The 23,658-nt window shown below is 58.9% G+C and carries 20 protein-coding genes and 2 pseudogenes; 10 read left to right on the forward strand and 12 right to left on the reverse strand.

The window, feature by feature from the left end; translation table 11 throughout:
- Nucleotides 1-587: 587 nt before the first annotated feature.
- The 7 genes and pseudogenes from AC56QX_RS35460 to AC56QX_RS35490 form a co-directional block, all read left to right on the forward strand.
- The gene (locus AC56QX_RS35460) at nt 588-971 is read left to right on the forward strand and encodes a hypothetical protein (RefSeq protein ID WP_497118406.1); all 384 of its coding nucleotides are present in this window, start codon (nt 588-590) and stop codon (nt 969-971) included.
- A 69-nt stretch (nt 972-1,040) separates the two neighbouring features.
- The gene (locus AC56QX_RS35465) at nt 1,041-1,424 is read left to right on the forward strand and encodes a Nif11-like leader peptide family natural product precursor (RefSeq protein ID WP_497118408.1); all 384 of its coding nucleotides are present in this window, start codon (nt 1,041-1,043) and stop codon (nt 1,422-1,424) included.
- A gap of 150 nt (nt 1,425-1,574) precedes the next feature.
- On the forward strand, nt 1,575-3,107 hold the full coding sequence (locus tag AC56QX_RS35470; RefSeq protein WP_497118410.1) for a radical SAM family RiPP maturation amino acid epimerase: 1,533 nt from the start codon (nt 1,575-1,577) through the stop codon (nt 3,105-3,107).
- The gene (locus tag AC56QX_RS35475) at nt 3,091-3,969 is read left to right on the forward strand and encodes a GNAT family N-acetyltransferase (protein ID WP_497118412.1); all 879 of its coding nucleotides are present in this window, start codon (nt 3,091-3,093) and stop codon (nt 3,967-3,969) included. The genes AC56QX_RS35470 and AC56QX_RS35475 overlap by 17 nt, the downstream gene beginning before the upstream one ends.
- A gap of 1 nt (nt 3,970) precedes the next feature.
- On the forward strand, nt 3,971-5,944 hold the full coding sequence (locus tag AC56QX_RS35480; RefSeq protein WP_497118414.1) for a RiPP maturation radical SAM C-methyltransferase: 1,974 nt from the start codon (nt 3,971-3,973) through the stop codon (nt 5,942-5,944).
- 204 nt (nt 5,945-6,148) lie between these two features.
- Nucleotides 6,149-7,137: pseudogene (locus tag AC56QX_RS35485) on the forward strand (IS5 family transposase).
- 50 nt (nt 7,138-7,187) lie between these two features.
- Nucleotides 7,188-7,532, forward strand: a pseudogene (locus AC56QX_RS35490) (transposase); the annotation flags it as partial.
- A gap of 67 nt (nt 7,533-7,599) precedes the next feature.
- Here AC56QX_RS35490 and AC56QX_RS35495 read toward each other — a convergent pair.
- Genes AC56QX_RS35495 through AC56QX_RS35520 form a run of 6 tightly spaced genes read right to left on the reverse strand, consistent with a single transcriptional unit; the run spans nt 7,600 to nt 13,396 of the window.
- Nucleotides 7,600-8,568: a glycoside hydrolase family 26 protein gene (locus AC56QX_RS35495; RefSeq protein WP_497118144.1), complete on the reverse strand. Its 969-nt coding sequence runs from the start codon at nt 8,566-8,568 to the stop codon at nt 7,600-7,602.
- The gene (locus AC56QX_RS35500) at nt 8,565-9,146 is read right to left on the reverse strand and encodes a DUF995 domain-containing protein (protein ID WP_497118146.1); all 582 of its coding nucleotides are present in this window, start codon (nt 9,144-9,146) and stop codon (nt 8,565-8,567) included. Before AC56QX_RS35500 ends, AC56QX_RS35495 begins: the two co-directional genes overlap by 4 nt.
- 15 nt (nt 9,147-9,161) lie before the next feature.
- Nucleotides 9,162-9,485, reverse strand: coding sequence for a hypothetical protein (locus AC56QX_RS35505; RefSeq protein WP_497118148.1), 324 nt, complete (start codon nt 9,483-9,485; stop codon nt 9,162-9,164).
- A gap of 40 nt (nt 9,486-9,525) precedes the next feature.
- Nucleotides 9,526-11,364 (reverse strand): glycosyltransferase family 2 protein, encoded by a 1,839-nt coding sequence (locus tag AC56QX_RS35510; protein WP_497118149.1) that lies wholly within the window; start codon nt 11,362-11,364, stop codon nt 9,526-9,528.
- Nucleotides 11,361-12,347, reverse strand: coding sequence for a UDP-glucose 4-epimerase GalE (gene galE, locus AC56QX_RS35515; protein WP_497118151.1), 987 nt, complete (start codon nt 12,345-12,347; stop codon nt 11,361-11,363). The genes AC56QX_RS35510 and galE overlap by 4 nt, the downstream gene beginning before the upstream one ends.
- The gene (locus tag AC56QX_RS35520; RefSeq protein WP_497118425.1) at nt 12,347-13,396 is read right to left on the reverse strand and encodes a UDP-glucuronic acid decarboxylase family protein; all 1,050 of its coding nucleotides are present in this window, start codon (nt 13,394-13,396) and stop codon (nt 12,347-12,349) included. The genes galE and AC56QX_RS35520 overlap by 1 nt, the downstream gene beginning before the upstream one ends.
- 376 nt (nt 13,397-13,772) lie before the next feature.
- Between AC56QX_RS35520 and AC56QX_RS35525 the strand changes: the two genes are divergently transcribed.
- On the forward strand, nt 13,773-14,915 hold the full coding sequence (locus tag AC56QX_RS35525; RefSeq protein ID WP_497118152.1) for a helix-turn-helix domain-containing protein: 1,143 nt from the start codon (nt 13,773-13,775) through the stop codon (nt 14,913-14,915).
- Between the two features lie 17 nt (nt 14,916-14,932).
- On the opposite strand, the gene AC56QX_RS35530 is transcribed toward AC56QX_RS35525, so the two are convergent.
- The 6 genes from AC56QX_RS35530 to AC56QX_RS35555 all read right to left on the reverse strand — a co-directional run bounded on the left by AC56QX_RS35530 (nt 14,933) and on the right by AC56QX_RS35555 (nt 21,627).
- Nucleotides 14,933-15,271 (reverse strand): slr1659 superfamily regulator, encoded by a 339-nt coding sequence (locus AC56QX_RS35530; protein ID WP_497118153.1) that lies wholly within the window; start codon nt 15,269-15,271, stop codon nt 14,933-14,935.
- 17 nt (nt 15,272-15,288) lie between these two features.
- The gene (locus AC56QX_RS35535) at nt 15,289-15,849 is read right to left on the reverse strand and encodes a slr1658 superfamily regulator (protein WP_497118154.1); all 561 of its coding nucleotides are present in this window, start codon (nt 15,847-15,849) and stop codon (nt 15,289-15,291) included.
- Nucleotides 15,850-18,216 (reverse strand): SpoIIE family protein phosphatase, encoded by a 2,367-nt coding sequence (locus tag AC56QX_RS35540; protein WP_497118156.1) that lies wholly within the window; start codon nt 18,214-18,216, stop codon nt 15,850-15,852.
- Nucleotides 18,213-19,391 (reverse strand): methyltransferase domain-containing protein, encoded by a 1,179-nt coding sequence (locus AC56QX_RS35545; protein WP_497118157.1) that lies wholly within the window; start codon nt 19,389-19,391, stop codon nt 18,213-18,215. The genes AC56QX_RS35540 and AC56QX_RS35545 overlap by 4 nt, the downstream gene beginning before the upstream one ends.
- Nucleotides 19,378-19,896 carry a ubiquinone biosynthesis methyltransferase UbiE gene (locus tag AC56QX_RS35550; RefSeq protein WP_497118159.1) on the reverse strand — a complete coding sequence of 173 codons (519 nt, stop codon included), beginning with the start codon at nt 19,894-19,896 and terminating at the stop codon, nt 19,378-19,380. The genes AC56QX_RS35545 and AC56QX_RS35550 overlap by 14 nt, the downstream gene beginning before the upstream one ends.
- Before the next feature lie 108 nt (nt 19,897-20,004).
- On the reverse strand, nt 20,005-21,627 hold the full coding sequence (locus AC56QX_RS35555) for a putative bifunctional diguanylate cyclase/phosphodiesterase (RefSeq protein WP_497118160.1): 1,623 nt from the start codon (nt 21,625-21,627) through the stop codon (nt 20,005-20,007).
- 406 nt (nt 21,628-22,033) lie between these two features.
- On the opposite strand from AC56QX_RS35555, the gene AC56QX_RS35560 reads away from it, so the two are divergent.
- Both AC56QX_RS35560 and bcsN read left to right on the forward strand, forming a co-directional pair.
- Complete coding sequence (locus AC56QX_RS35560; RefSeq protein WP_497118162.1) at nt 22,034-22,285, forward strand: nucleotidyl transferase AbiEii/AbiGii toxin family protein; 252 nt, start codon at nt 22,034-22,036, stop codon at nt 22,283-22,285.
- Nucleotides 22,286-22,418: 133 nt separating this feature from the next.
- Nucleotides 22,419-23,483: a cellulose biosynthesis protein BcsN gene (bcsN, locus tag AC56QX_RS35565; protein ID WP_497118164.1), complete on the forward strand. Its 1,065-nt coding sequence runs from the start codon at nt 22,419-22,421 to the stop codon at nt 23,481-23,483.
- The last annotated feature ends 175 nt before the right edge of the window (nt 23,484-23,658 follow it).

Here is a 23,658-nt window from a genome sequence, read left to right on the forward strand (position 1 = left end):
GCTGAAGGGAGATCGTTCGCGCTGCAGGTCGTTGCCTATCCCGATCGCCTGGTTCGCAAGCACCAGCGCGCACCGGAGAAGACCGATATGCCATCTCCACCCCTTCTACCCTTCTTAGTTCACCCACCCAAGCTGGACAGTTCCCGCCGCTGGCGCCGGGCCACACAGCGGCCCAAACCAGTCACACTGGTTCGGATTGCTTGGGAGTAACCGCGCCCACAGTCGCTTTCCAAAGTGCCCCGGCAAGCCCCCACGTCTGCAAATATCGTCTCGTCTGAGTTTCCGGTAAGCGTGATCATCGGACGACTTCTCCTCAGTCTATGCGCCTTTGTAGAGGACTACGCATGTACCGTGCCAAAGGAGAAATCGTTCTCAAGCAATACGATAGCCCTAACACTGCTATGTCACTTATCCGACATCGCCGTACATCGGACAATTGGGCGCGCTGTCAATCGGCCGTTCAATTGCGGATCGCCGTCAAGCATCTGCCGCATCATCGACAGGTTCGTCTGTCAAAAACCGAGGAATTGCCCCTCTTTGCCTCATGCTGAATGTAATCGATAGGGTCGCCGTCGAGGTTGGCTTCCTTGCTGAAGATCTTCCTGAGCTCCCCGCGCGTGACTGCCTGGAAATACCAGACCGTCATCAGGACCATCGCCCGGCGCTGTCACGTTGTCCGCGTAAAACGCGCTGAAGCGGTGTGCTCGGCTGTCAGCGGTGAAAATCCCAACAGCTTCGGCATCAATGCCGACCCGACAGTCTTCGGCTCCGAGCCCTCAATGCAAAAAAGAAGAAAGAGCGCGACGGAATTGCGGCGGCCCAAATTGAGTATAAGCGCGCAGCTACGTCCTCAGAATGGTACGTCACTTGCACGGTCAATTTTGAGAAGCCGTTGTGACGGTTTCCCTACAACCAACGGAGATGACGATGGCAATTGGCCCAGAAGTACTGAATTGCTCGGGGGCAACTGACGATTTGGGCTCAAGAGCTGTAGGCGTAGCGTGCCGTAGGCGTAGCGTGCCGATGCAGGGGGATTAACGATGTCGCGAGCTGAGGTAGAGCGATTCGTCGGCGATCTGGCGAAAAACGATAGTCTGCTCGAAAAGGTGAAACCGAATGCTACGGGTCTCGCATCGGTTGTGGCGACCGGAAAGAAGCACGGCTACAATTTCACGCTCGATGAGGCTAAGAGTTACATTCAATCGCGAAGCCCACGCGAGTTAACCGACAAGCAGCTCGATGCGATTGTCGGCGGCAAGCACCATTCGAGCGTTGCGACCTCGACCAAGGTTGTGCAGACCACTGCGGTCGCTACCTCCGCTGTGGAGGCAGCGGAGGTAGCGACCACCGCTGCCGAGGCAGCGGAAGCAGCTTCGACTGTCGTTGCGGCAGCCGAAGCCGTTGTAGTTGCGGTCGTGATCTGACCACGCACGTTATGGTCTGAGCGCATCCACCCATACTCGATGAGACGTGTGAAGAAAACTTAAAATCAGGCCACTCGTGAGGAGCGATCATGGAATCCTTTGGCAGCTGGCCTGCGAAACGCGGCTTCAAGGGGGCCCGCCTGTAACGTCATGACGCACGCTGCTACCGAACACTACCGACAGATCTTTGACCGACGCACCCCCGGACAGCTTCGCACGCTGGCACATATCAAGCGCTTCATGGAGCGCCTGGTCGGCGACATGGCGTTCCGCAGCGCGCTTTCGGAGAACGTCGACAACCCTCGAACGGTAACCGAGCGCTACGGCATCGAAGTCGACCCGATGGAGATGCTGCCGCTCTGGCGCGGTAGCTACCTGAATTACCGCTTCAAGCCGGAGTGTGCGTCGTGGCCGCTGGCTGTGATGTGGGACGAATATATGCGCGAGATGTTGCGCCATCGCGACATCCTGCGCGACGAGGGCGAAATGTCGACGGTCAACCCTCGCTTCCATGCGTGGCGCGAGCGCCAAATCCGCCGCTGCAACGGCGAATTGGGCGGATCGGCGCCATCGGTCACACACCCCGTCATCGCTTTCGAGCTGAGCGAAGGCTGCACCGTCGGTTGCTGGTTCTGCGGCCTGTCGGCCGACCGCTTCGAGGGTTACTATGAATATAGCGAGGAGCATGCCGATATCTGGCGCGGCGTGGTCGGTGTCGCGAGCGAGATGTTTGGTTCGGCAGCCCGCACTGGCTTCTGCTACTGGGCCACAGATCCGATCGATAACCCGGACTACGACCGCTTTCTGTTCGACTACTATCAAATCACGGGCGCATTGCCACAAACGACGACGGCCGCCCCGCTCAAGGATCAAGCACTCACCAGGCGCGTGCTCGAACTGTTCAAACGCTACCGTGGCGTGACGAATCGTTTCTCCGTGCTAAGCACGAACCACCTCAATCAGATTCACGCGGCGTTTTCGCCCGAGGATTTGATGGGGGTCGAACTCGTCCTGCAGGGCAAGGAGGCGCTGACCGCAAAAGCTTTCGCCGGGCGCGCGCGCGAGCGAAAGGAGAAACTCAGGGCAGCCAACAACGACGATGCAATCGCGTTGCTGGAGCGCGATCACACGACGATCGCCTGCGTTTCCGGCTTCCTCGTAAACATGCCGCGGGGACGAGTACAGCTGGTGACGCCGGTACCGGGGAGCAAACGCTGGCCTCTCGGCTACCGCATCCTGGATGAGCGTTTCTTCAGGACGCCCGACGAGTTCCGGGAGGGGCTCCAGAGCATCATCGACGAGCATATGCTCGAGAGCCCACCTCCCAACCTGCCGATCCGCTTCCGCGGAGACCTGCAATACGAGGCCGGGAACCTGCACTTCCACCTCCGCTCACGCAACATTGAACACCGGATACTCGACGACGTCGCTCCGATCTCCGTTGGCGATCTAATCGCGTGCGGCGACTGCACAGCGTCGGAGTTGGTTGTGCGCGTCATAGCTGACGGAGCGAGCGCCCTTGCAGTCGCCGATCTGCTAGACCAGTTGTACGCGGCGGGGGTGATCGAAGAGGACCTCGACGACCGCTTTGCCTGGCAGACCAGCGAGGGGATAACGAGCCGCATCGAAGCGGCCAAACACGCGACCTCCCGCACGGGCGTCGACCATGCCGATTCGCCTTGAGATACTGGACTACGTCAGCCTAAAGGAGGTGCGGCATCTTACCTATCCGGCAGTGTGGAGCGTGGTGACAAGCCGTTTCGCATCCACGGTCCGCGGCGTCGCGGCGTGCACAACCGACGTGACCGCAGGACTTGCCCTGGCCGTGCCAGGCCCTTCCGGACAGTTCGAACTCCTTTCGGTCTACGTCCTGCCTATGCTCCGCCGAATGGGCTTTGGCAGTTCCATGCTGGGCACGATCGAAGAGGAGTTCCGCCGTCTTGGCTTCAGGCTAGGCGTTCATTTCCTGCGCGTCGGCGAGCACAACCAGGACGCCGCATGCTTTTTCGTGAAGAACGGCTGGACCCGACCCGTGGTCAACAAACTGGTCTGCCACACAACCGTGCCGCTGGCGTTCGAGACGCCGTGGCTTGTCGAGGCACGCCTGCCGGCCCGCTACCGCATCGTTGGCTGGCGGTCGCTCGGCGCCGACCAGCGAGCGATGATCCGGGATTTCGACGAACCCGGCGTGAATGACGACGTCAATCCGTTCATCTACGAGGAGGATAGTGACCCGCACACCAGCCTGGCGCTGGTTGATGCCGAGGGCGGAACGGTGCGTGGCTGGGCGATCACCCACCGGCTCGATTCCAGCACGCTGCGCTGGACCTGCTCGTTCATCCATCCCAGTCTCCAGGCAACGGCCTTGATGCGGCCGCTGTGGCTCGAAGTAGCGCGCCGCCAGCGCGCTTTTCCCGAACTGGTCAACCTCATGTTCACGGTTCCGGTCACGGAGCCGCGCATGGCTCGCTTTGCACTCCGGCGCATGAGACCGTGGCTGAGCGAACTCGCCTATGCCTGCATCACCATGAAAAGAGTGGCATGACATGAGCGCCGATGTGCCGATCGTGCTGGTCAACATGCCGATGTCGGCAATTGAACGGCCGTCGCTGGCGCTTGGTCTGCTGAAGTCGGTGCTGACGCGGGCCGGACTGCGATCCAGGATAGCGTATGCCAACATCTGGTTCCTGGAATACACGGGCCTTGCCGGCTATAATCTGCTTGAGAGTTCCCCTCCAGAGGAAGCGCTTGTTGACTGGCTGTTCGCAGGCATCGCTTTTCCCGACTTCGAAGCAGACCACGACGTCTTCCTCGACCGGTATTTCGAGCGCAATCCGATACACCCAGATAAAGGTATGGCCGAGCGTCGTGCCAATTTCCTTGAGCTGCGCTCGCTCATCGGCGGCTTCATCGATTGGACAGCCGACAAGATACTGGAGCAACGGCCGGCCATGGTCGGGTGCACCTCGACTTTCACCCAGCATGTTCCCTCGCTCGCGTTGCTGCGCCGACTGAGCGGGCGTTCACCGGGCCTAGTCACTCTCATGGGTGGCGCAAATTGCGAATCAGTGATGGGGCGTACCACTCACGCGCGTTTCCCGTGGGTTGACTATGTCGTGTCGGGCGAGGCCGACGCCCTGATCGGCGCGCTGTGTTGCGACATCCTCAATCACGGAAGAGACATTCCGCAGGCCGATCTGCCATTCGGCGTTTTCGGTCCAGCGCATCGCGAGGCCGGCTATCCCGCCACGTCGATGGGCGACTTGGTGCCCCGCGCAGTGGTCGAGAACATGCATGACCTGCCGCTGCCCGATTTCTCGGACTATTTTGCCGAACTCGAGCGATCGATCTACGCCGACCGCGTCTATCCCGGGCTGCCGATGGAGTTCTCTCGCGGCTGCTGGTGGGGGGAGCGCAGCCACTGCACGTTCTGCGGGCTGAACGGCGGATCGATGACCTATCGCCAGAAACCGGCGGAGCAGGCCGCAGAGGAGATGATTGAGATGTCGGCGCGCTACGGCTCGTCGCGCATCGAAGCGGTGGACAACATTCTGGCCATTGACTACGTCGAAAAGACCTTGCCTCGCCTCACCGCCCTACCCGACAAGCTTGCGATCTTCTTCGAAGTCAAAGCCAATCTGAAGCGCCATGAAGTCGAGAAGTTGGCTGCCGGCGGCGTCCGCTGGATCCAGCCAGGTATCGAGAGCCTGGATACCCGTGCTTTGAAGCTGATGGGCAAGGGAACGACGTCAGCGCACAATGTTCAGCTCTTGAAATGGTGCCGCCAGTATGGCGTGAGGGTCAGTTGGAGCATGCTGTGGGGCTTCCCCGGCGAGAGCGACGCCTGGTATACGGAAATGGCCCGCTGGTTGCCGCTGCTGCATCATCTCCAGCCAGGACGTGCGGTGCGGTTGCGTTACCAGCGCTACAGCCCCTATCATCGCGCAGCCGACAAACATGGGCTGAAGCTGCGCCCGGCCGTCTCCTTTCGCTACGTCTATCCGCTCTCGGAGCCCGATCTCGCGAATCTGGTTTACTACTTCGAAGACAGTGAAGACAATGATGTCGGCGGCCATTTCGCTGCTCGCGACGCGAACCGCCGCCCGGGGCTGCATGCCGTTACCCAGGGTATCGATGCCTGGCTGAAAGCCTGGTACGAGCCGAAGCTGCCCATGCTGTCGATGCGCGACAGCGGCGACGAGATCACGGTCGAAGACACGCGCGCCATAGCAGTGGAGCGTGAACACCGGGTCAATGGCCTCGCGCGCGAAATTCTTCTGGCTGCGGACGAAGGCATGCCAGACACCCGCCTGCGCGAACGGCTGAGCACGGCGAATGTGATGCAGACCGAGATCGACGGGGCGATAGCCGACATGATCGCTCGCAAGCTGATCGTGCGGCTGGACGCGCGGCTGGTTGGGCTCCCGCTTTGGAATCCCCATTCACCAATGCCCGCGCCGACCGCGTTTCCGGGAGGCTATTTCGACCGACGTGTCAGGCCCGTGAGTGCCGCCACGTGAACAAGGACAACTGCGATTTGCTTATTCGCAGGGAGACAGCCCGCTGGTGTTCTCAGTTGCCTGGGAAGAGAAAATGCTGAAGTTTGTGGCGACGAGCGCAGAGAGACGTGCCCTTCGTGATCCTGAGCATGGCGTTGGTGCACGGATCTTTTATTGGTGTGGGTTTAGGCAAGCGGTCACCGCAATAGCCTTTGTAGCGTAGCCATGCCTTTCAAACACAATACCAGCCGCCGCCATCATATTGAGAAGATGAAGTTCAGGGTGACGAACTGGCCAGAATATGAGGCAGGACTTCGTCATCGCGGCAGTTTGACCCTGTGGGTGACGCCGGAAGCCCTGTCCGGGTGGCAAGCGCCAAGACGCAAGACACGTGGCGGCCAGCACCGCTATTCTGATCTGGCGATCGAGACCACCTTGACGCTGGGCCTTGTGTTTGGCCTGCGGCTGCGCCAGGCAGAAGGCTTGCTGGAATCGGTGCTGCAACTGATGGGGCTGGCGCTCGCTGTCCCCGATCATACCACCCTGAGCCGTCGGGCGCGGAAATGGCAATCGCCCAACAAACGGCATGATCGCCAGGTTCCGCCGAGGGACCAGTGCATGTTCTTGTCGACAGCACCGGCCTGCAGGTCTACGGCGCGGGTCAGTGGCTGGAGGAGAAGCACGGCGCCAGATCCCGTCGCAGTTGGCGCAAGCTGCATCTGGCACTGGATGCCGACAGCGGCGAGATCATTGCCCATACCCTGACTGATCAGGACACTGGCGATGTCTCTCAAGTTGAGCCACTACTCGACCAGATTGGCGGTCCGATCGGACAGTTTACTGCTGACGGCGCCTATGACGGAAAACCGACTTACGACGCAGTCATCGATCACAGCGCTGCCGCCGCAATCGTCATTCCGCCTCGCGTCAACGCGGTCGAACCATTCGACGATAGACCTGCCGGCCAAAGGGACCAGCATATCGCCGCAATCGGCAGAGACGGCCGGATGAAATGGCAGGTCTCCAACGGTTATGGCAAACGCTCGCTGGTCGAGACCGCCATAGGGCGATACAAGTCCACCATCGGGCGGCGTTTGCGGGCACGGTCGCTTCCCGTTCAGCAGACCGAAGTCGCCATCGGCTGCGCCGTCCTTAACCGCATGCTTGCCTGCGCACGCCCGAAATCCGCCCGCCGCAAGGCGGCCACGGCATAGTCTGCCGCTTCAAAGATCGACATCCGCTCAAGTCCGGACCCATGCACCAACGCCATTCCAGCGGTGAGTATGTGCGCGACGCCGTCCACGTCAATTCGGTGGAGGGCTTCAACTCCCGCGTCCGCCGTACCATCGCCGGCGTCTTTCATCATATCAGCCCGCAGCATGCCGACCTGTATTTCCACGAGATCGGCTTCCGATGGTCGCAGCGCGTCGTCACAGGAAACGTCATTCGCAAAACCCGGCATGGCCGGGAGAGCGTGCGAACCCTGTGGTCGCGCGTGCCGCCTGCGCTGCAATTGACGAATGTTTTTCGCACCGCCACGGGTCGTCAGATGCGCCGAAGCCCGCATGGCGGCATCATCATCAAATCAGCCGTAGCTGTCTTTGGTTGATAAAGGCCGCGTGTCGCTGGGAACAGTTCTTGTTCCGACCCCACCAACGCCCGGCGGCAACGATGCTTCAGTTCGTAACCGGTCCGGCGACGACCCGCCAATTGGGCCGACCATAGCCATTCGGCCAAGGATAGATCTCGCGATCGTTGAAGTAGACGACGGCAGTCAGGTGCGGAAACTCCGGATGCGTCTGCGCGACGTTCTCGGCCCAGTTCGTCACATAAGTCTGATCGCCTTCATAACCGAGTTCGGCCACCATGATGGGCTTGCCGAAGCGTTCGGCCAACCGGTATCCGGGTTCCAGCGCCTCTGTGAACGTCCGGTCTTTTCCGAAATGGCCGCGATCGTATTTCTGGTAACCGAACACGGAGAGGCCGACGATGTCCACATCGTCGTCGCCCGGATAGAAGTTAGCCAAGGCGGGATTCCCTTTGGGTGACCACATGAATTTGGCCGTGTTCAGATGTTCGCGGCATACACCAACCATCCGGCGATAGGCGGCGATGTAGCTTTCCGGTTTCCAGTGTGCCCAGCTGAACTGGTTGTCGGTCTCGTCCATCTCCTGCGCCCACCGGATGATTACCGGGCTCTTGAGCGCGGCGGCGCCCGAACAAACAGACGCCATGTTGGCATCGTAGCGGCCACTCAGGATTCCGTTCAGGAGCTGGTCCGAGCTCACCCGCCAGTCAACCGACCAGGACCAGGGCTCGACGGTAATCAGAAGCGTGCGCTTACGCTGAAGGGCATACCCGTCGGCAATGGACAGGGTCGACAGGTCGACGTCTTCCCATGGAAGGAAGAGGTGTTCGATGCTGACGTTCTTGTCACTGCCGAAGTCGCCGTGTGGGTCATAGGCGCCGAAGTCGATTGACGTCTCGGTGATGATGCGCCGCTTGTCGGTAACCTGCTCGTTCGCCGGCGTGCCTGCTGCGGGAACGCCGAGCGGGAAGTTTGCGGCCAGCACGGCTCCGGATAGCGCAAGTATGCCGAGCGAGAATGCTGTCACTCGCACGGCCTTCCTGGTGAACGTCTTCATGATTTTGTCCTCATATTAGAATGGATTTGGGGAGCGGGTTGAAGGCCAGCCTTGATCCGCTCGAGATTCTTGGAGACCAGATCCTGGTCAGCCAGCTTGCTGAACTCATCGTCAGCAGGTTTGGCATGTTTGAAGACATACCAGTCTCCCGATGGCTGCCTTTTCTGATAAACAATGTTGCCGAGCTTCTTGTGGCTGAAGCAGGTGGTGTTCGGATATACCCCCGACACAGTGTGCCATTGGGCCTTGAAACACAGACGGCCGTGATCGCTTACGGTCCATCGTCCTACCGCCCAGCTAGCCTTGTCTCCCGAGCCCGACCAGGCGGTAAAGCGGCGTCCGTCGGTCTGCAGCCGGCCCGCTCCGACGGGCCACTGCCACGACTTGTCGCGGTAGAGCATGTAGAGTTCGGCGCCGGTCATGGCGTGGGCATTCGCAGGAGGTGTGGGATTACTGGAGCCGATATCAATCGGGCTCCCGGATGCGAAGGTCGACAGGAGGCAGGCCGCCGTTAGAAGGCAGGCCCGACCCGTTTTGACAACTGTTGCCTTACGGCTGACGTGAGGTGACTTTTCCATGATTTCAGTTCTCGTTCACAAGATCTTTTCCCCGGCAACGGCCGGGAGATATTCATTAATGGGTGCGGTGGGACGCAGCGGCGCAGGACAGCCAATACTCGTTACTTGAAAACCGGCAGCCTGCGCCGCGCCCCGCCTGAATGCGTTGCGCAGGTCGACCATGATCGGAGACCGCATCGTACGCCCCAGGCGATGAAGATCGAGCTGGCGGATGCTCTCCCATTCGGTAGCGACGATCTCGAAGACCCGCGCGACATTCTTCAATCCGACCGGGTCATGTGCGCTGATGCTGGCACCAAGCCCGACATAACCGGTCCCAATCACTGCGATTTTCATCATTTTCTTAGCCTTGTGCTTTGTTGCCAGCCCAATCCGATGCTCAACTTGGCTCGCGTGGAAGCAATCTGGGATGGAATGTTGTCTTGCTGATCTGCGTCGTTCCGAGCCCGGCACCGGCGACGGAATATTTTGCTTCAAAAAGGCTGAGCCGACCTGCGCCCCAGGCCAGCGATTCCAAGCCGTCCTTCCCACGCTCGGTCGTCGCGATGCCGGGCAGCAGAAAGAGCACAAGCAAGCTCGCCGCCATCGCGGTACGGCTGAACCCGCGGGTACGCCTGACGCGGTTCTCCCGGCTGTGCTGGACGACGATAACGAGAAGCAACAGTGCGTACAGCACAGAATTGATGATCGCGAAGACGTAGAAGCCGCGGGTCTCGCCGGCGTGGCTTATCAGCAGCACCGGAAATATTGATGCGAGCGACAGAAATGCGTAAGGGGCGAGCACGCGCAACGGCAGCGGGTCAACCTCCGACGTTCCTTTCGGCGTGATGCGGAAGTCGACGAACGAACCCGTAAGCCAGTCGTGAACAGCCGCGATCGTCCCGGCCAAGGCCCAGGGCCAGCGCGCGAAGAGGAAGAGCATGCTCTCCCAGCTCAAGATCTTTGCGTTAAATGGCCGAAAGGTCCCTGTCGCACGCCAATGGAAAGCCAGAGCGATCAGGACCACTGAAAGCGGCGCGAAGTGCGCAAGAAAGCCGGGATAGGTCACCGCGACGAAGTTTTCGTTGCGCAGAAGCGCGATGATCGGCAGCGCGAACATCAGCGCCATGAACACCGCGAAAAGTGGATACCAGAGCTGCGAGAACAGGAATTGAAGCTTCAGTCTGGTCGGCAGACGGGGGACGAAGCTCGGCGAATATTGGATGAGCAGCATAACGAGGCTGCGCGACCATTGAAATTCCTGGGTTACGAGATCCGCAAAAGTGCGCGGACCGTCGCCATGGGCAATTGCATCCAGCGCGTGGACGCCACGCCACCCATAGGCGTTCATCATCAGCGTCGTGGAGTGATCTTCCGCAAGTTCCGGACCAAGCCCACCGATCTCCTTGAGAGCCGCGCAGCGGACAGCGTAATGCGATCCGATGCAAAGCGGAGCGAGACCACCATTGTAGCCGGCCTGGAGCGATCCATGCATGCTGGCCTCGGCATGGAGCCGTCCGCGTGCGGACCAGCTCTCGACTGCATTGGCGTCGCATATCGATGGAGCCGACACGTAGCCGACTTTCGAATTTGCAAAGGGCCGAAGTATTTCATACAGGTATCCGGGCTCTGGGACATGGTCGGCGTCGAGCTGCGCCACAAAATCGTAGTGTTCATAGCCGTAGCGGTCATAGAAAAAAGCAAGGTTTCCTTCTTTGCAGCGCATACGCCGCGGCCAGGTGGTCCGGTGATAGCCGCTCCTGCCCTTGCGCGTGGAAACGAAGACGCCGTGCTCTTCGCACCAGCGCAGCGTTTCCGGGGAAGGATCCTCGTCGGCAAGCCATGTGTCATGCGGCACGTCCTGAGCCAGCATCGCGTTGAGCGTCGTCGCCACCACAGAAAACGGCTCGGAAGGGGCTTTGGTCACGACCATCGCAACATGGCTGCCGGTAGGCAGCCGCAGCGGGCCGTTCGGTTTGCAGGCACGATTGAAGACAGCGAGAAAATAGCCCGGCAGAAACGTGACCCAGGCAAGCGGCAGCGAAACCGTCAGAAAGCCAAAGAGCCCGAGGTAGTGCGATGGATCGATCCACCACGCCCAGAAATAGACAAGCGCCGAAAACCAGACGCACGCGCCGGCCAGATGCTCGGCGCGGCGGTAGCCGGCGAGCAGTGGAACCATCAGCGGTTCGGCGCCGTCATCCATCTCCGGTGCGCGATTGTCGCAATGCCGGGTCATGCTCGCGGCTCCAGCCCGAAAAAGGGCGCAGCGGTTCGCACGATCGTGTCGAGATCGGAGCATTCGGTTGAAAAACCCAAGGTCCGCTGGGCCATGCTCGGATCGGCAAAAAGCGTCGGCGGATCGCCGGAACGCCTTGGATGCAACACGATGGGAACCAGCCGTCCCGTCCCCCTGGCAACCGCATCCAGGATCTCGCGGACGGACGATCCCTTTCCGGTCCCCAGATTGACGGCCAAGTTCTCGCCGCCTGCCTTCAGATGGTCGAATGCAAGCAGGTGCGCGCGGGCGAGGTCGTTGACATGGATGTAATCGCGAATGCAGGTTCCGTCCGGCGTCTCGTAGTCATCGCCGAAGACCGGCAGATGCGAAATCCTGCCTCCCGCGGCAAGCAGTGCTTTTGGAATGAGATGTGTTTCGGGATCGTGCCATTCGCCAAGCTGGCCGTCAGGATCGGCGCCGCAGGCATTGAAATAGCGCAAGGCGACGTAACGCAGGCCGTAAGCGGCTGCGTAGTCGCTGAGCATGTGCTCGGCGATCAGCTTCGTGCGTCCGTATGGGTTGATGGGATTCTGCGGCGTCGTTTCCTTGATTGGAAGGCAAGCAGGCACGCCATAAGTAGCGCAACTCGACGAAAAGATGACCTTGTCGACATGGGCCAGACGGCAGGCGTTGAGCACGGACAGCATGCCCGCCACATTGTTTCTGTAATATTTCGATGGATCTTCGACGGATTCGCCGACATAGGCCGAGGCTGCGAAATGCATGACCGCCGCGGGTTGGTATCCAGCCAAGGTATGCGCGAGATAGCTCGTATCAAGGATGTCCCCGTGAACGAAGGGACCCCAGCGGACCGACGATCGGTTCCCGGTCACCAGATTGTCGTAAACGACCGGCTCTATGCCGTGCGCGCTCAGAAGCTTGGCGGCATGACTGCCGATATAACCGGCGCCACCGGTGACGAGGATCCTGTGCACGGACATCACGCCGTTACCGCGAGTTCGTGCACTTGCTGCGTCAGGAGACCGTCAAAGTAACGGATGGTTTGTTTGAGTCCGTCCGACAGTGACACCTTCGGCGCCCAGTCGAGTTCGCGCGCCGCGAGCGAAATGTCGGGGCGGCGCTGCCGCGGATCGTCGACTGGCAACGGATGGAGAACGATTTTCGAACGCGAGCCGGTGAGATCAATGACCTGTTCGGCCAATTCCCGAACGGTGAATTCGACAGGGTTGCCCAGATTGACCGGACTTGCTAGCGACCGTCCCGACGCCATGAGCTTCAAGAACCCGTCGATCAGGTCGTCGACGAAGCAAAAGGAACGCGTCTGCGAACCATCGCCATAGATCGTGATGTCCTCGTTCTGGAGTGCCTGCACGATGAAGTTGGACACCACGCGGCCGTCGTCGGGACGCATGCGCGGACCGTAGGTGTTGAATATCCGGGCAATCTTGATCTCGACATCGTGCTTCGCGTGGAAGTCGAAGAACAGGGTTTCTGCGCACCTTTTGCCCTCGTCGTAGCAGGAGCGCGGACCGAACGGATTGACGTTGCCCCAGTAGGATTCCGGCTGCGGATGGACGTGCGGATCGCCATAGACCTCGGATGTGGAAGCCTGGAAAATCTTGATCCCGCGCTGTCTTGCCAGTTCGAGCAGGTTAAGCGCGCCAAGCACACTGGTTTTCATAGTCTGTATGGGATCAGCCTGATAGTGCTGCGGCGAGGCAGGGCAAGCCAGATTGTAGATCTCGTCGACTTCGGCAGCGACAGGCAAGGCAACGTCCTGCCGGACAAATGTGAATTTGGGGTCGGACGTGAGGTGCTCGATGTTGCTGAGACGGCCCGTCAATAAGTTATCGAGGCAGAGCACCTCACGTCCTTGTGAGAGCAACCGCTCGCACAGATGTGACCCTAAAAACCCAGCACCACCCGTGACCAGAACACGCCGCGGGGTGAGTGCTGACCGCAAGACGCGACGTTCGCTTGATCGCGCTTCGTCGATAGATGTTACGAACGCCGAATGAATTTTCGTCATTTCAACCCAAATGCCTCCGCTATACTCGTGCGCACCTTCCTTAAGGATGGCTTGCCGAGGAATCTTCTTGCTTTTAAACAATGGCCGTTTTCTTACGAGAAGCGTATTATGACTGAGGCGCACTATGTTTCTTTTCGTAAATAGGCGACATTCTCTTCATAACCTCGTTATATTAACCCTGATGAAGGTTGTCGTTGTCGTCGGGTTCATAAAGTTATCTTGGGATGCATTTTTTCATTTGCCCTGTCAGATTTGTGCAGGCCTGCCCGCCTGTGCTTCATTTGAAGCCTGTCCCACCGCGCCGCTTGCCACGGAGCGCGGTACACCACATAGTTGAAGCGGGCTGGGGCGTACCGATTCGGGGTAGGCGCCAAGCATGGGAAAGCACGAGGACGCGCCGGGAAAGCTGGCACCGCAATCAGGTCGCGAGCGGAGGCGTTGGCCTCGCGACACTGAGCCTCGCGACGAGGCAGCTCCGCTCCGTCCACCAGTACTTGAGCCTTTGGTTTTTTCGACCCGTTTGTTGGCGCTGGAGGATCAGTTTCCTGCCTGGCAACTGTACGTGGCGCCTCTGGTCGATACTCGGCTGCCGGACGACAAGTCCCTCAGGGACGGCTTCCCCGCCCAGCACGTAGCCTGGAATCTCGGCCGCATGATCATCGTCCAACTAGACACGCCGGCCCACAGTTACATGCGATCGGCCGCCAAGCTTCGATCGAGCTCCATCGACCATTGGTGCGTCGTGTTGCGGCGCAGAGGCTTGTCATGGACGGAGGTTGACGGTCGCGTTGTCGAAAGCCAGCCCGGCGCTGTCGAACTCAGATCCCTGGGCTATCCGTTTCGTGGGCGGACCACGGATTCCGAATGCCTCTGCCTCTATTTGCCACGCGATCTCTTCACCGACGTGTTGGCGCCATTCGACGCGAGGAACAATTCGGTTCTGTCCGGCAATTTTGCCACGCTCCTGGCGGACTATATCAATGCCGTTGAAGCACGGTTGCGCAGTTTGAGGGCCGAAGATTTGCCCCAGGTCGTCCAGGCAACCCGCGACATGATCGTTGCCGGCCTTGGATCGCCGTCGGACCACAAAGCCGCTTTCGAACAGTTGACGGGGGTCGCGCTTATGGAGCGCGCACGCCGGTTCGTCCAGAGCTACCTCGACGCGCCGGATCTTGGACCGGAAAAGATATGCCGAGCGCTCGGCGTCTCCCGGTCACGTCTTTACCAGCTGTTCGAGCCCAGCGGCGGCGTTGTGCACTACATCCAACGGCGACGGCTGCTGGCGGCTCACGTTGCGCTGAGCGATCATGTGGATATCCGGCGTATCATCGACATTGCCGAAGCTGTCGGGTTCAGTTCGTCGGCGAACTTCAGTCGAGCCTTCAGCAAGGAATTCGGCTACAGTCCGCGGGAGGCACGCAATGCCGAATCTGGCCGCTATCCCGCGCATCCGGCATCGTTTGCCGAAGCAGAGAAGGTCGTGTCTTTCGAAGATTGGCTGAAGGCGCTGGGGAGCTGATTTGGCAGACTCGCCCCTCAGTTGACCAGCAGTACCAAGTCCGGATGCAGCTTTTTCAGGTTGGGCAACGATTTCGATTGCCAGGGAATGGTTGACGTCCCGCGTATCGTGAGACGGATGCCGGGAAGTTTGCGAGCGCCAATGGTAAATTTTGCCAGGAGATTGATGCCGGATGAGTTGAGAAACTGAAGGTCGGTCAAATGCACGGTGATCGCGGGAGGTTCTGAAGCGAGAATTTCCGTCAGCAAGGCCAGAATAGGCGCATATGCCTCGGAACTGGCCAGCCGCATGATACCATCGAAATAGATATCGTTTCCCTCCGTCCACACCCGGTAGTCATCCGTCTTGATTTCCATGGCTTAAGTCGTTCCCGCTAATTATGGGTTTGGGAGATTGGAATAGAAGCATAGGTTTCCAGGCAGATTCGGCCGTTCTCGTCCGTCGGGCTGAACATCCACGCCAGGCGCGCGCCATAGTCGCTCATCAAGGTCAGCAGGCCGAGGCCCGAACCGGATATCTCAGGGTCTGCTGCATTGGCTTCGATGCGCTGGATCAGGAGTTCCCCCGGGTCGCCAACAGTGATCTGTGACAATAGGCCCTGGAAATCGAACGCGACGTCGCCCTCGACCACATTCGATACCTTTATCTTGAAATTCTCCCTGTCCATCGTAGCCTCGATCATGATTTCGCCAAGAGCGCGAAACTTGATGGCATTTTCAATGAGTTCGTTGGTGAGATAGCCGATGCTATGTCGTACCTCGTTGTACTCGTTTCGAGACGAATGCAGGCGCACAGCGAAAACGTTGGCGATGAAGTCTGACGTTGTGGCACAATGATGCCAGCTGATCTCGATGGGCCCGTCGAATAGGCGCACGCGGTTGAGCCAGCCATCCATATCGATGGCCACGTCAGCCCTGCCAAAGAGCTTAGTCATCTATCTGTGCCTCATGATCACGAGTGTGATGTCATCGTGGATCTTTTGGGTTCCGATATGGGCCATCAGATCCTCGATAATTCCAGTCTTGATCTCCTCGGCGCTGCCCCCATAGTGGTCACTTGCACTCTTGCAAAGCCCTTCCAGACCAAACAACGTGCCCTCTTGGCTCTCTGCCTCCGTAACACCGTCCGTATGCAGCACTATCACATCGCCCTGGTGGAAGGGAATCTCGCGCGTCGCTATGAAAGACCTGATGTCCTGTTGGAGACCGATGGGTAGACCGAGATCGCTTGTATCGATACGCTCGACTTTGCCTTCCCCACGAAGGACGAGAACTTCCTCGTGCTGACCCGATAAGGTCACCCGCTTATCTCGGAAATCGAGAAAGGCCAGGGAGAGATGTTTGTCGGTGTTGGTCCGCTCGATGTTCTTGTAGATCGCCCGGTTGAGCCGGTCCAGGAACTGTTTTGGTTCTTCATCACCGGTCTCCTGGAGGGCGCGCGCGACCGACTGGACCATCAGCATCAATACGCCGCTCGCCAAACCGTGGCCAGTGACATCGCCGATGCCGATCTTGACGTGCGCTCCGTCCTGCAGAACGTCATAATAGTCACCGCCGACCTCGTCGGCCGGCCGCATATAGGCAGCAATTTCCACGTCCGGAATCGCCTCCAATTCGCATGGTCTCGGCAGGACCATCATCTGGATTTGCTTGGCGACCGCTAGCTCAGCGCCTAGCCGCACATTTTCATCCCTGAGCTTGTCGTTAAGCGCGGAGATCTCCTCATTGGCGCCTTCGAGTTCCTGGGTTCGCACCTCAACGAGCTGCTCGAGATTTTCGGTATGATAGCTGATCTGTTCGGCCATACGGTTGAATGCCGATCCGGCCTCGCCAACCTCATCGCGCGTCGGGATGTTGACCCTGACGGAATAGTCTTTTGTTTGAAGCCGCCTGGCGGCGCCTGCAAGAGCGCTAAGGCCGGCTGTTATGCGCTTCGAGATGCCCAACACCGCGGCAAACACAATAAGCAATGACACAGCAATGGCGGCGGTCTGGTAGATGAGGATACGGTTTGTCGCGCGCGAGATGCTCTTCTGGGCGGCAAACAAGGAGGCGTAGATTTCCCGTTCGGGAACAACGATTCCAAGCGACATCGTTTCAGATATCACGGGCCCCGAGTTCCAAAGATTGGTCGGGTGCAATCGTTCAAGAACCACAATGTAGGGCACGTTCTCGCCCTGCTTGGCGAGCAGAACATGCTGGATCACGCCACCATTGTTGCGGTCGAGCGGCAGTGAGGCGATGGCTGGCTGAGTGCTTTCACGAAGCGATCGCTTTAAGCTGGTGACGCCTTGCGTGCCCGTGTCGTTGGAGGAGGTCAGTCCGATAACGGTTTCGCCAGTCGGATTGATCGCGACCACGTTGCCGTTCGACATTGTAAGGAAGCCGAACCCGGTTTGGGCGATTTTTACATTCTCGACGATCTCTGCAAGTTGATCGAGCGTGATGTCTGCCCCGGCCGTTCCGGCAATGCCCTTTCGATCCCGCGTCCACAAGGGATTGAAGAAGCTGACGATCAGTTTCCCGGTAATCGCATCGGTATAGGGCGCGGTCTGCGTGATATCGGTGGCGACCGGCCGCGAGGCTTGATCCCCAGCCCATTGTTGCCATGAACCGTAGATCCCCGGAAAGAAGAACTCCCAAAAGTCTGCCTTGTTGTGGCCAGGATAAAGACGGTCGAAGGTCTGAGCCTGGTTTGTGTAAGGCGCCGTACGGAAGATCGGGCCCTCCTTGGGGCCGATAAAGTACATCTGCAGCTTGGACGATCCGCTGGCCAAAAGGCTGGGAGCGACGAGGTCCAGGACAGCGCTGGCCTCGATCTCTTCCTTAACGGCGGGCAATGGCTTGTGGTCGGCGTCGAGCATATAACCCCAGACGCTCACAACCGACGGCGCCCCGGGCAGATTCTGTGCCCATCCTCCTTGCGGGTTATAGACTACTTCCACGGCCTGGGGAGCTTGCCGCGCCAAAGTCGCACCGACTTGTTCCTGCCTGGCCGGATCGTCCATCTGCGCCTGCAGTACGCCGGCCAGGGTTTTTACGTCCGCATGCACCCGGTCAAGCAGGAGATCGACGCGCGATGCCGTGGATTCGGCATAGGAGCGCAAATACGCCTGATTCGCCGTCGCCAGTCCTGCACCGACTTCGGATGTGGCGTCCCGCGAGAGGTTCTGTACATTCCAGAGCGCCAGCCCTCCGCTGACGACGAGGTCGAAGAGCACGGCGCCACCGACGACTAGGACGAATTTCGCCCGAAAGGAGCGCAGACCGAAGCGTGGCGGGCGCTCATCGACAACGATCATGACGGCTTTCGCCCCGATGCCACCCAAATTGGCCAGCCGGCGTAGCCCTTGGGGTGGAGCGCTGCAAAAATATGGTCCTGGAAGCCCTGTCGAAAACGCCTGATCCAGTCAGGATCGTCACCGCGTCTGGTCGCCATGTCACCGGCATAGACGGTTTGCCAAGCAGCAACGATGTCTGCGAAGTCCTGCGGATCGCCGTCGCCATTGCTGACCATGAAGGATTCGACGCGAATATCCTCCAGTCCCGCTTCTGCCAGATATCGCCGGCTCTTAGGCCCAAGCTCCACGTCCATCTCGAAATACTTGAAAAGGACCGCCACCTCATTGTAGGTCCATTGGATGCTCTCGGCGCGCGGTTCGCCGAGACAGTGCGAGTTCTTCTCATTCGTGATATAGACGCGCCCGCCTGGTCTGCATATTCGATAGAGTTCCTTGAGGATCAACTCCGGCCGATTGAATATCTGCAGCGAGTGCCGGCAGGTGACCAGGTCGAATTGGTTTTCGTCGAGCAACATTTCCGATGCGTCGCCATACGTGTATTCAACACCCCGGATATCGAAGGTCGCCGCAACGTCGCGGGCGTAAGCCAGGCTGGATCTGGAATGGTCGAGGGCAACAATCCGTGACGGCTGGAATTCCCTTTGCACAAGCACGACGAAATCACCAATGCCGCAGCAGATATCGGCCATCACGATGCCGGGCTGCATGCCGTGTCGCGGCAAGATCGTGCGCTCATGGCGCCAGGTCATCTTAGTCTGAGTTCGCAGGATCGGGATAAAACTGCCTTCCTCAAGAAAACTCTGCCCGGGATAGAACTTGCTATCGTATTCCTCGACCGTGATGTTTGGCTCAAGTGCGTTCAGGCGACCAAACTTTCGCGTCGTCCACCCGACGACGCTTGATGTGACGACGACAAATTTGAGATCCGGTCGGGCACGACAAGCATCCAGGATGACGCGCGCGAATGCATGAAAGGCGGTATTATTCATTTGTGTCAGGCGCCGAATGTTCACATACAGAACGCCGCGAACGCGAATGATCGCGTCCTTCAGAAGTGTCAGGCTTGGCGCAAGCTCGTCGATCGATTGGGGTCGAATGACTCCGGCAAGTGAGAACTCCTGATTGTTGAGGTCGTATTGCGCTTTGAAACGCGGCGCCAAGTCATACGGATTCATTTGGCGAATCCTCAAACGGGAGGTCGACGATGAGCTTGATTTTGCCCGTGGCGACGTCCTCGAGCGACAGGGCCGCATCGTGGTCAACGGTCAATGCCAAGAGGAGGACGTCCCGGCTGGGCGCCAGATCGCCGGGCACCGAGTTCATGTATCGTGACTTTGCGTCGGGTCCGGCGATCTGGAAGATGGCGTTACCATAGAACTGTCGTTCCTCCGGCGTGCTGGGGAAGGTCAGTTCGATCCTGTCGACTTGACCTTTGCACGATACTTTGCACGTCAATTCGCCGTCAGGGTGACGCGTGCGGAAGGCGACCTCCAGCAATTCGTTCGCCACTGCGGAAAACAGGTTGGAATGTCGAGCAGAGTCGGACCTGTTGTGGCTGATCATGCGCGCCAGATACGTCGACATTTGATCACAGTATCGCCACGTCGAAAGGAAAGCCTTGATCTCCATGTCAACCTGGATCACGGGCCGAAACTCGGTGTCGTTGGAAACTGCACTCATTGACCATTCTCCGTCGGTATCCATTTGCGATGGGACGCCTGGAACGATGAAACGCATTATAGCTATCGCATCGCCTCCCACCCGACAGGCTAAGTTTGCTCTCTCTTTTTATGCTGTGATGGCCGCCGAGCGCTTGGCGAACGCACGCGCTGCATCAGCCCCCATGGGGCGACCAAGAAGAAACCCTTGTACGCAATCACAACCTTCCTTCTTCAGCCAGCTACTCTGGCCTGGTGTCTCGACGCCTTCGGCGGTGACACTGATTCCAAGGCCGTGGGCCAACCCTATTATCGATCGCACGATCGTTCGACTTTTCAGATCTGTTTCCAAGTCGTTTATAAAATATTGATCGATTTTAATCGTGTCGAAAGGAAAATTCTTTAGATAGCTCAACGAAGAATAGTACATTCCGAAGTCATCTAACGATATTTTGACGCCCAAAACATTAAGGGTGTTTAGTGTGTCAAGATTGTCAATCGTTTTCTCGAGAAGCACTGTTTCGGTTATTTCCAGCTCCAACCGGTCGGCCCTTATCCCGACGGCATCGATGACCTGAGCAACCGTATCGGTCAGGGAACCGCGGAGGAACTGCGCTGGAGACAGGTTCACCGCGACCGTCAGTGATCGCGGCCATGTAAGGGCCTGCCGGCATGCTTCCTCAAGCGCCCACCGTCCGATTTTGTCCATAAGCCCATCTGCTTCGGCGATCGGAATGAAGACACTGGGCGGGATGGTCCCGATCTCCGGGTGGTTCCAACGCAGCAGTGCTTCGAAACCGACCACCATCGACGGCGGGCGAAACAGCGGCTGGTACAGCAAGTAGAGTTCACCCCGCTCAAGTGCCGTTCGCAGGCCGCGCCTCAGATTTTCGCGCTGTTCAAGCATAAGCAACATCGAGCGATTGAAGATTCGGGCGCAGCCGCGTCCGTCCCTTTTTGCCGCATAAAGAGCGATGTCCGCGGCTTTCATAAGTTCCTCGCTGTCGGTCCCATGATCGGGTCCGAAGCCAATTCCGATACTGGCACCGATAAATACGGAGATGTCATTGAGGACGAACGGCGACTTCAGTGTCTGGATCAATGATGCGGCGAGGCGTTCGGCTGCGGCCGGTTGTTCCTTTCCCGCCTGAAGAACCGCGAATTCGTCACCAGCGTACCGATAGGCGGATTCACCATCCTTCAGTATGTCCTGGATGCGTGCCGCCGCTAGCTGAAGCAGCGTGTCGCCTGCTCCGTGGCCGAGCGTGTCATTCACGGCTTTGAACTCGTCCAGGTCGATTTGCAAAAGGGCTGCCTTCTCCATCGACGCATCGACAGCCATAAGGACTTGCTGTAGCCGTTCGCTGAACCGCCGCCTGTTCTCCAGCCCCGTCAAAGCATCATGCGTTGCCTGGTGCAGGAGCATTGTGTGCTCCTTTTCCTTTGCAGCCATCTGGTCATCGGTTACCTCATCCAACTCGCGTATTGCGATGCCGTTGGCAGCCTCGAATAGCTCCGCTGAATGCGGCGGGTCGTCGGGCGAGCGGCGAAGATTGACTTCCTTCGGCGATGCACCGTGAAGTACGCGAACAAGTTCGTGCCTAAGCTCCGCATCGAGAAAACTAGGGTAAAGATCCCAAATGTACGCGCCAGTTTTGACAACTCTTCCCCGCAACCTCTCAAGGCTTGCTGAAGCGTGGGTGAGGCGAAAGTCGCCATCGTAGAAGGATACGAGGTCGTTCGTATTGCTCAAATGGCTCGCGAGGCGCGCATCGCTGACCGACGACGACTCGATTGAGGAAGATTGCCTTGCACTCCAACGTATTGCACTCTGGAGCCAGCTCGATAAACCGCAAAATCGTGGCATCACCTCATTTTATAAGCTGCGAGGCAAAAGTAAAAAGTTAAATGAGCCGCCAGCCTTCCGTGATCACGCCATACCGACTGCCTCAATCTTTGCTAGCTTGGTTCTGCGGCGGACCTGATTTCCGCTTTGCCGGCGCTTATTTCCGGCCATGAGCATTTTCGAAAAGGCCTCGCCCGCGGCCCGGCTTAAAACCGCCAGGGGTGGGACTGTCCGCAACGATCAGTTTCGATTTCAACCTCGCCAAGGATCATAATACGTCAGAAGGGTCATGCCGTGCCAAAACCCGAAATGCATGACCGGGGTTTCGCCTCAAGGATACGTCATCAAGATCGAGGTCAGCTACGGTGCCGACCCAGTCCTGCTGGCCGTAAATATGGCCCAACTCAAGCAGCCCTACTTTGACGACCTCGGATTCGCGCCTTCCGAGATTCCCTGCCTCAACCTTGAGGAGGCGATCGGCGAAAAGGTGCGCGCGGCGTTCCAGCGGCCGGGGCATCATTTATGGCCTGGGACTGACTTCAGGGCGCATTCCCTCGGGCTCTGATCTCGATGCGATTTTGATATCGGACTGCGAAATCGTGGTAATTGTGACTCAGTCCCTAGTTTCCTTGGGGGCAAGTCTCATTTTGCGGGTATTTACACTTCGTGGGCTATGGCGAATCTCATACCGTGCGCCCATGGACTTCGCAGGACTTCATCACGTTTTGGCCATCTCACGGCAGCTTGCTGCTTCTAGTCGAGACGGAAAGCATTTTGGAGTTGGCACATCCTCACTGTTGACGGCCGCAGCTATTGGGTCCGTTCTGGTACTTGGCGGCTGCGCGAAGCCGTCACCCCTGGTGCGTGCCACGGGAACGAGCCTGGTCGCGTCCGAGACAGCGCTCGCGTTTCCGGCACCTGGCGGCCCGACCATCACTGCAGTTCTGGAGCGGCGGTTTGGCAATGCGATGCAGCAGGACATCCTGCTGGCAACTTCGGCGCACACGCCGGGCCAGAACATGTTGCGAGTGCAGTTCTTCGGACCGGTCGACACTTCTGTCGCCGGAGAAAGCCGACTACGCGAAGGCTACCTTCCCCTTGGCGAAGTTGGCTCGGAGATGCGGCAGATGTTGCCGGGCATCCGCATGCAACGTTCGCCTTACTACGTGCAGAACAAATATGGACCATTCGGCTATGCCGCGGGTCGCACCGCGTCGGGCGATACCTGTCTCTATGCCTGGCAACGCATCAGTTCGACCGGGGTGACGCAGACCTGGGTCGGCCACAAGGGTTCGATCCAGGTCCGCCTGCGGCTCTGCGACAAGAATGCACCCGAGCAAAGACTTCTCGAGGCCATGTACGGCTACACGATCACGTCGTATTTCAAGACGCGCAGCTGGAATCCCTATGGCGACCCCGTCGCGCCGGAAGCGTCGCTGGGCAAACCCGGGCAGCCGATCTATCCGGTCGGTGTTTCGCGCTTCGAAACTGTAACCACGCCGCCTGCAGTACGGGCACCGCGTCGCACTCGCAGCATACAACGGCAGGCTTCGACTGAGCCGGCGCGTGAGTTGCCTGCGGCGATGGGGCCGATCGTGCCGCCGCCGCCGGGATCGCAGAGTGCCGATTCCGAGCTGCCGGCTGCTATGGTTCCAGCACCCGCGACACCGACTGTGCCTGCGGACGTCGCCAGTAAAAGCACAGTGCCGATTGTTCCGCCGCCACCGTGCGTCCCGAGCGACGCGACAGGTAGCTGCAATTGAATATCCTACACCATTCGTTAACCGTCACCATGAGTAGGTGGACGGACAGCAAGTCGATATCAACCATTGCGTGTTCCAGTGCGTTGCCAGCCGTGTGGCGTGCCGCTCCTTCGAAGGAAGCGCACACCCGGTTCGCAATCGGCGGCGCAGTGGTGCGATCGACCGGTGGCCGGCA

Source organism: Mesorhizobium sp. RCAM 06353 (assembly GCF_059683585.1).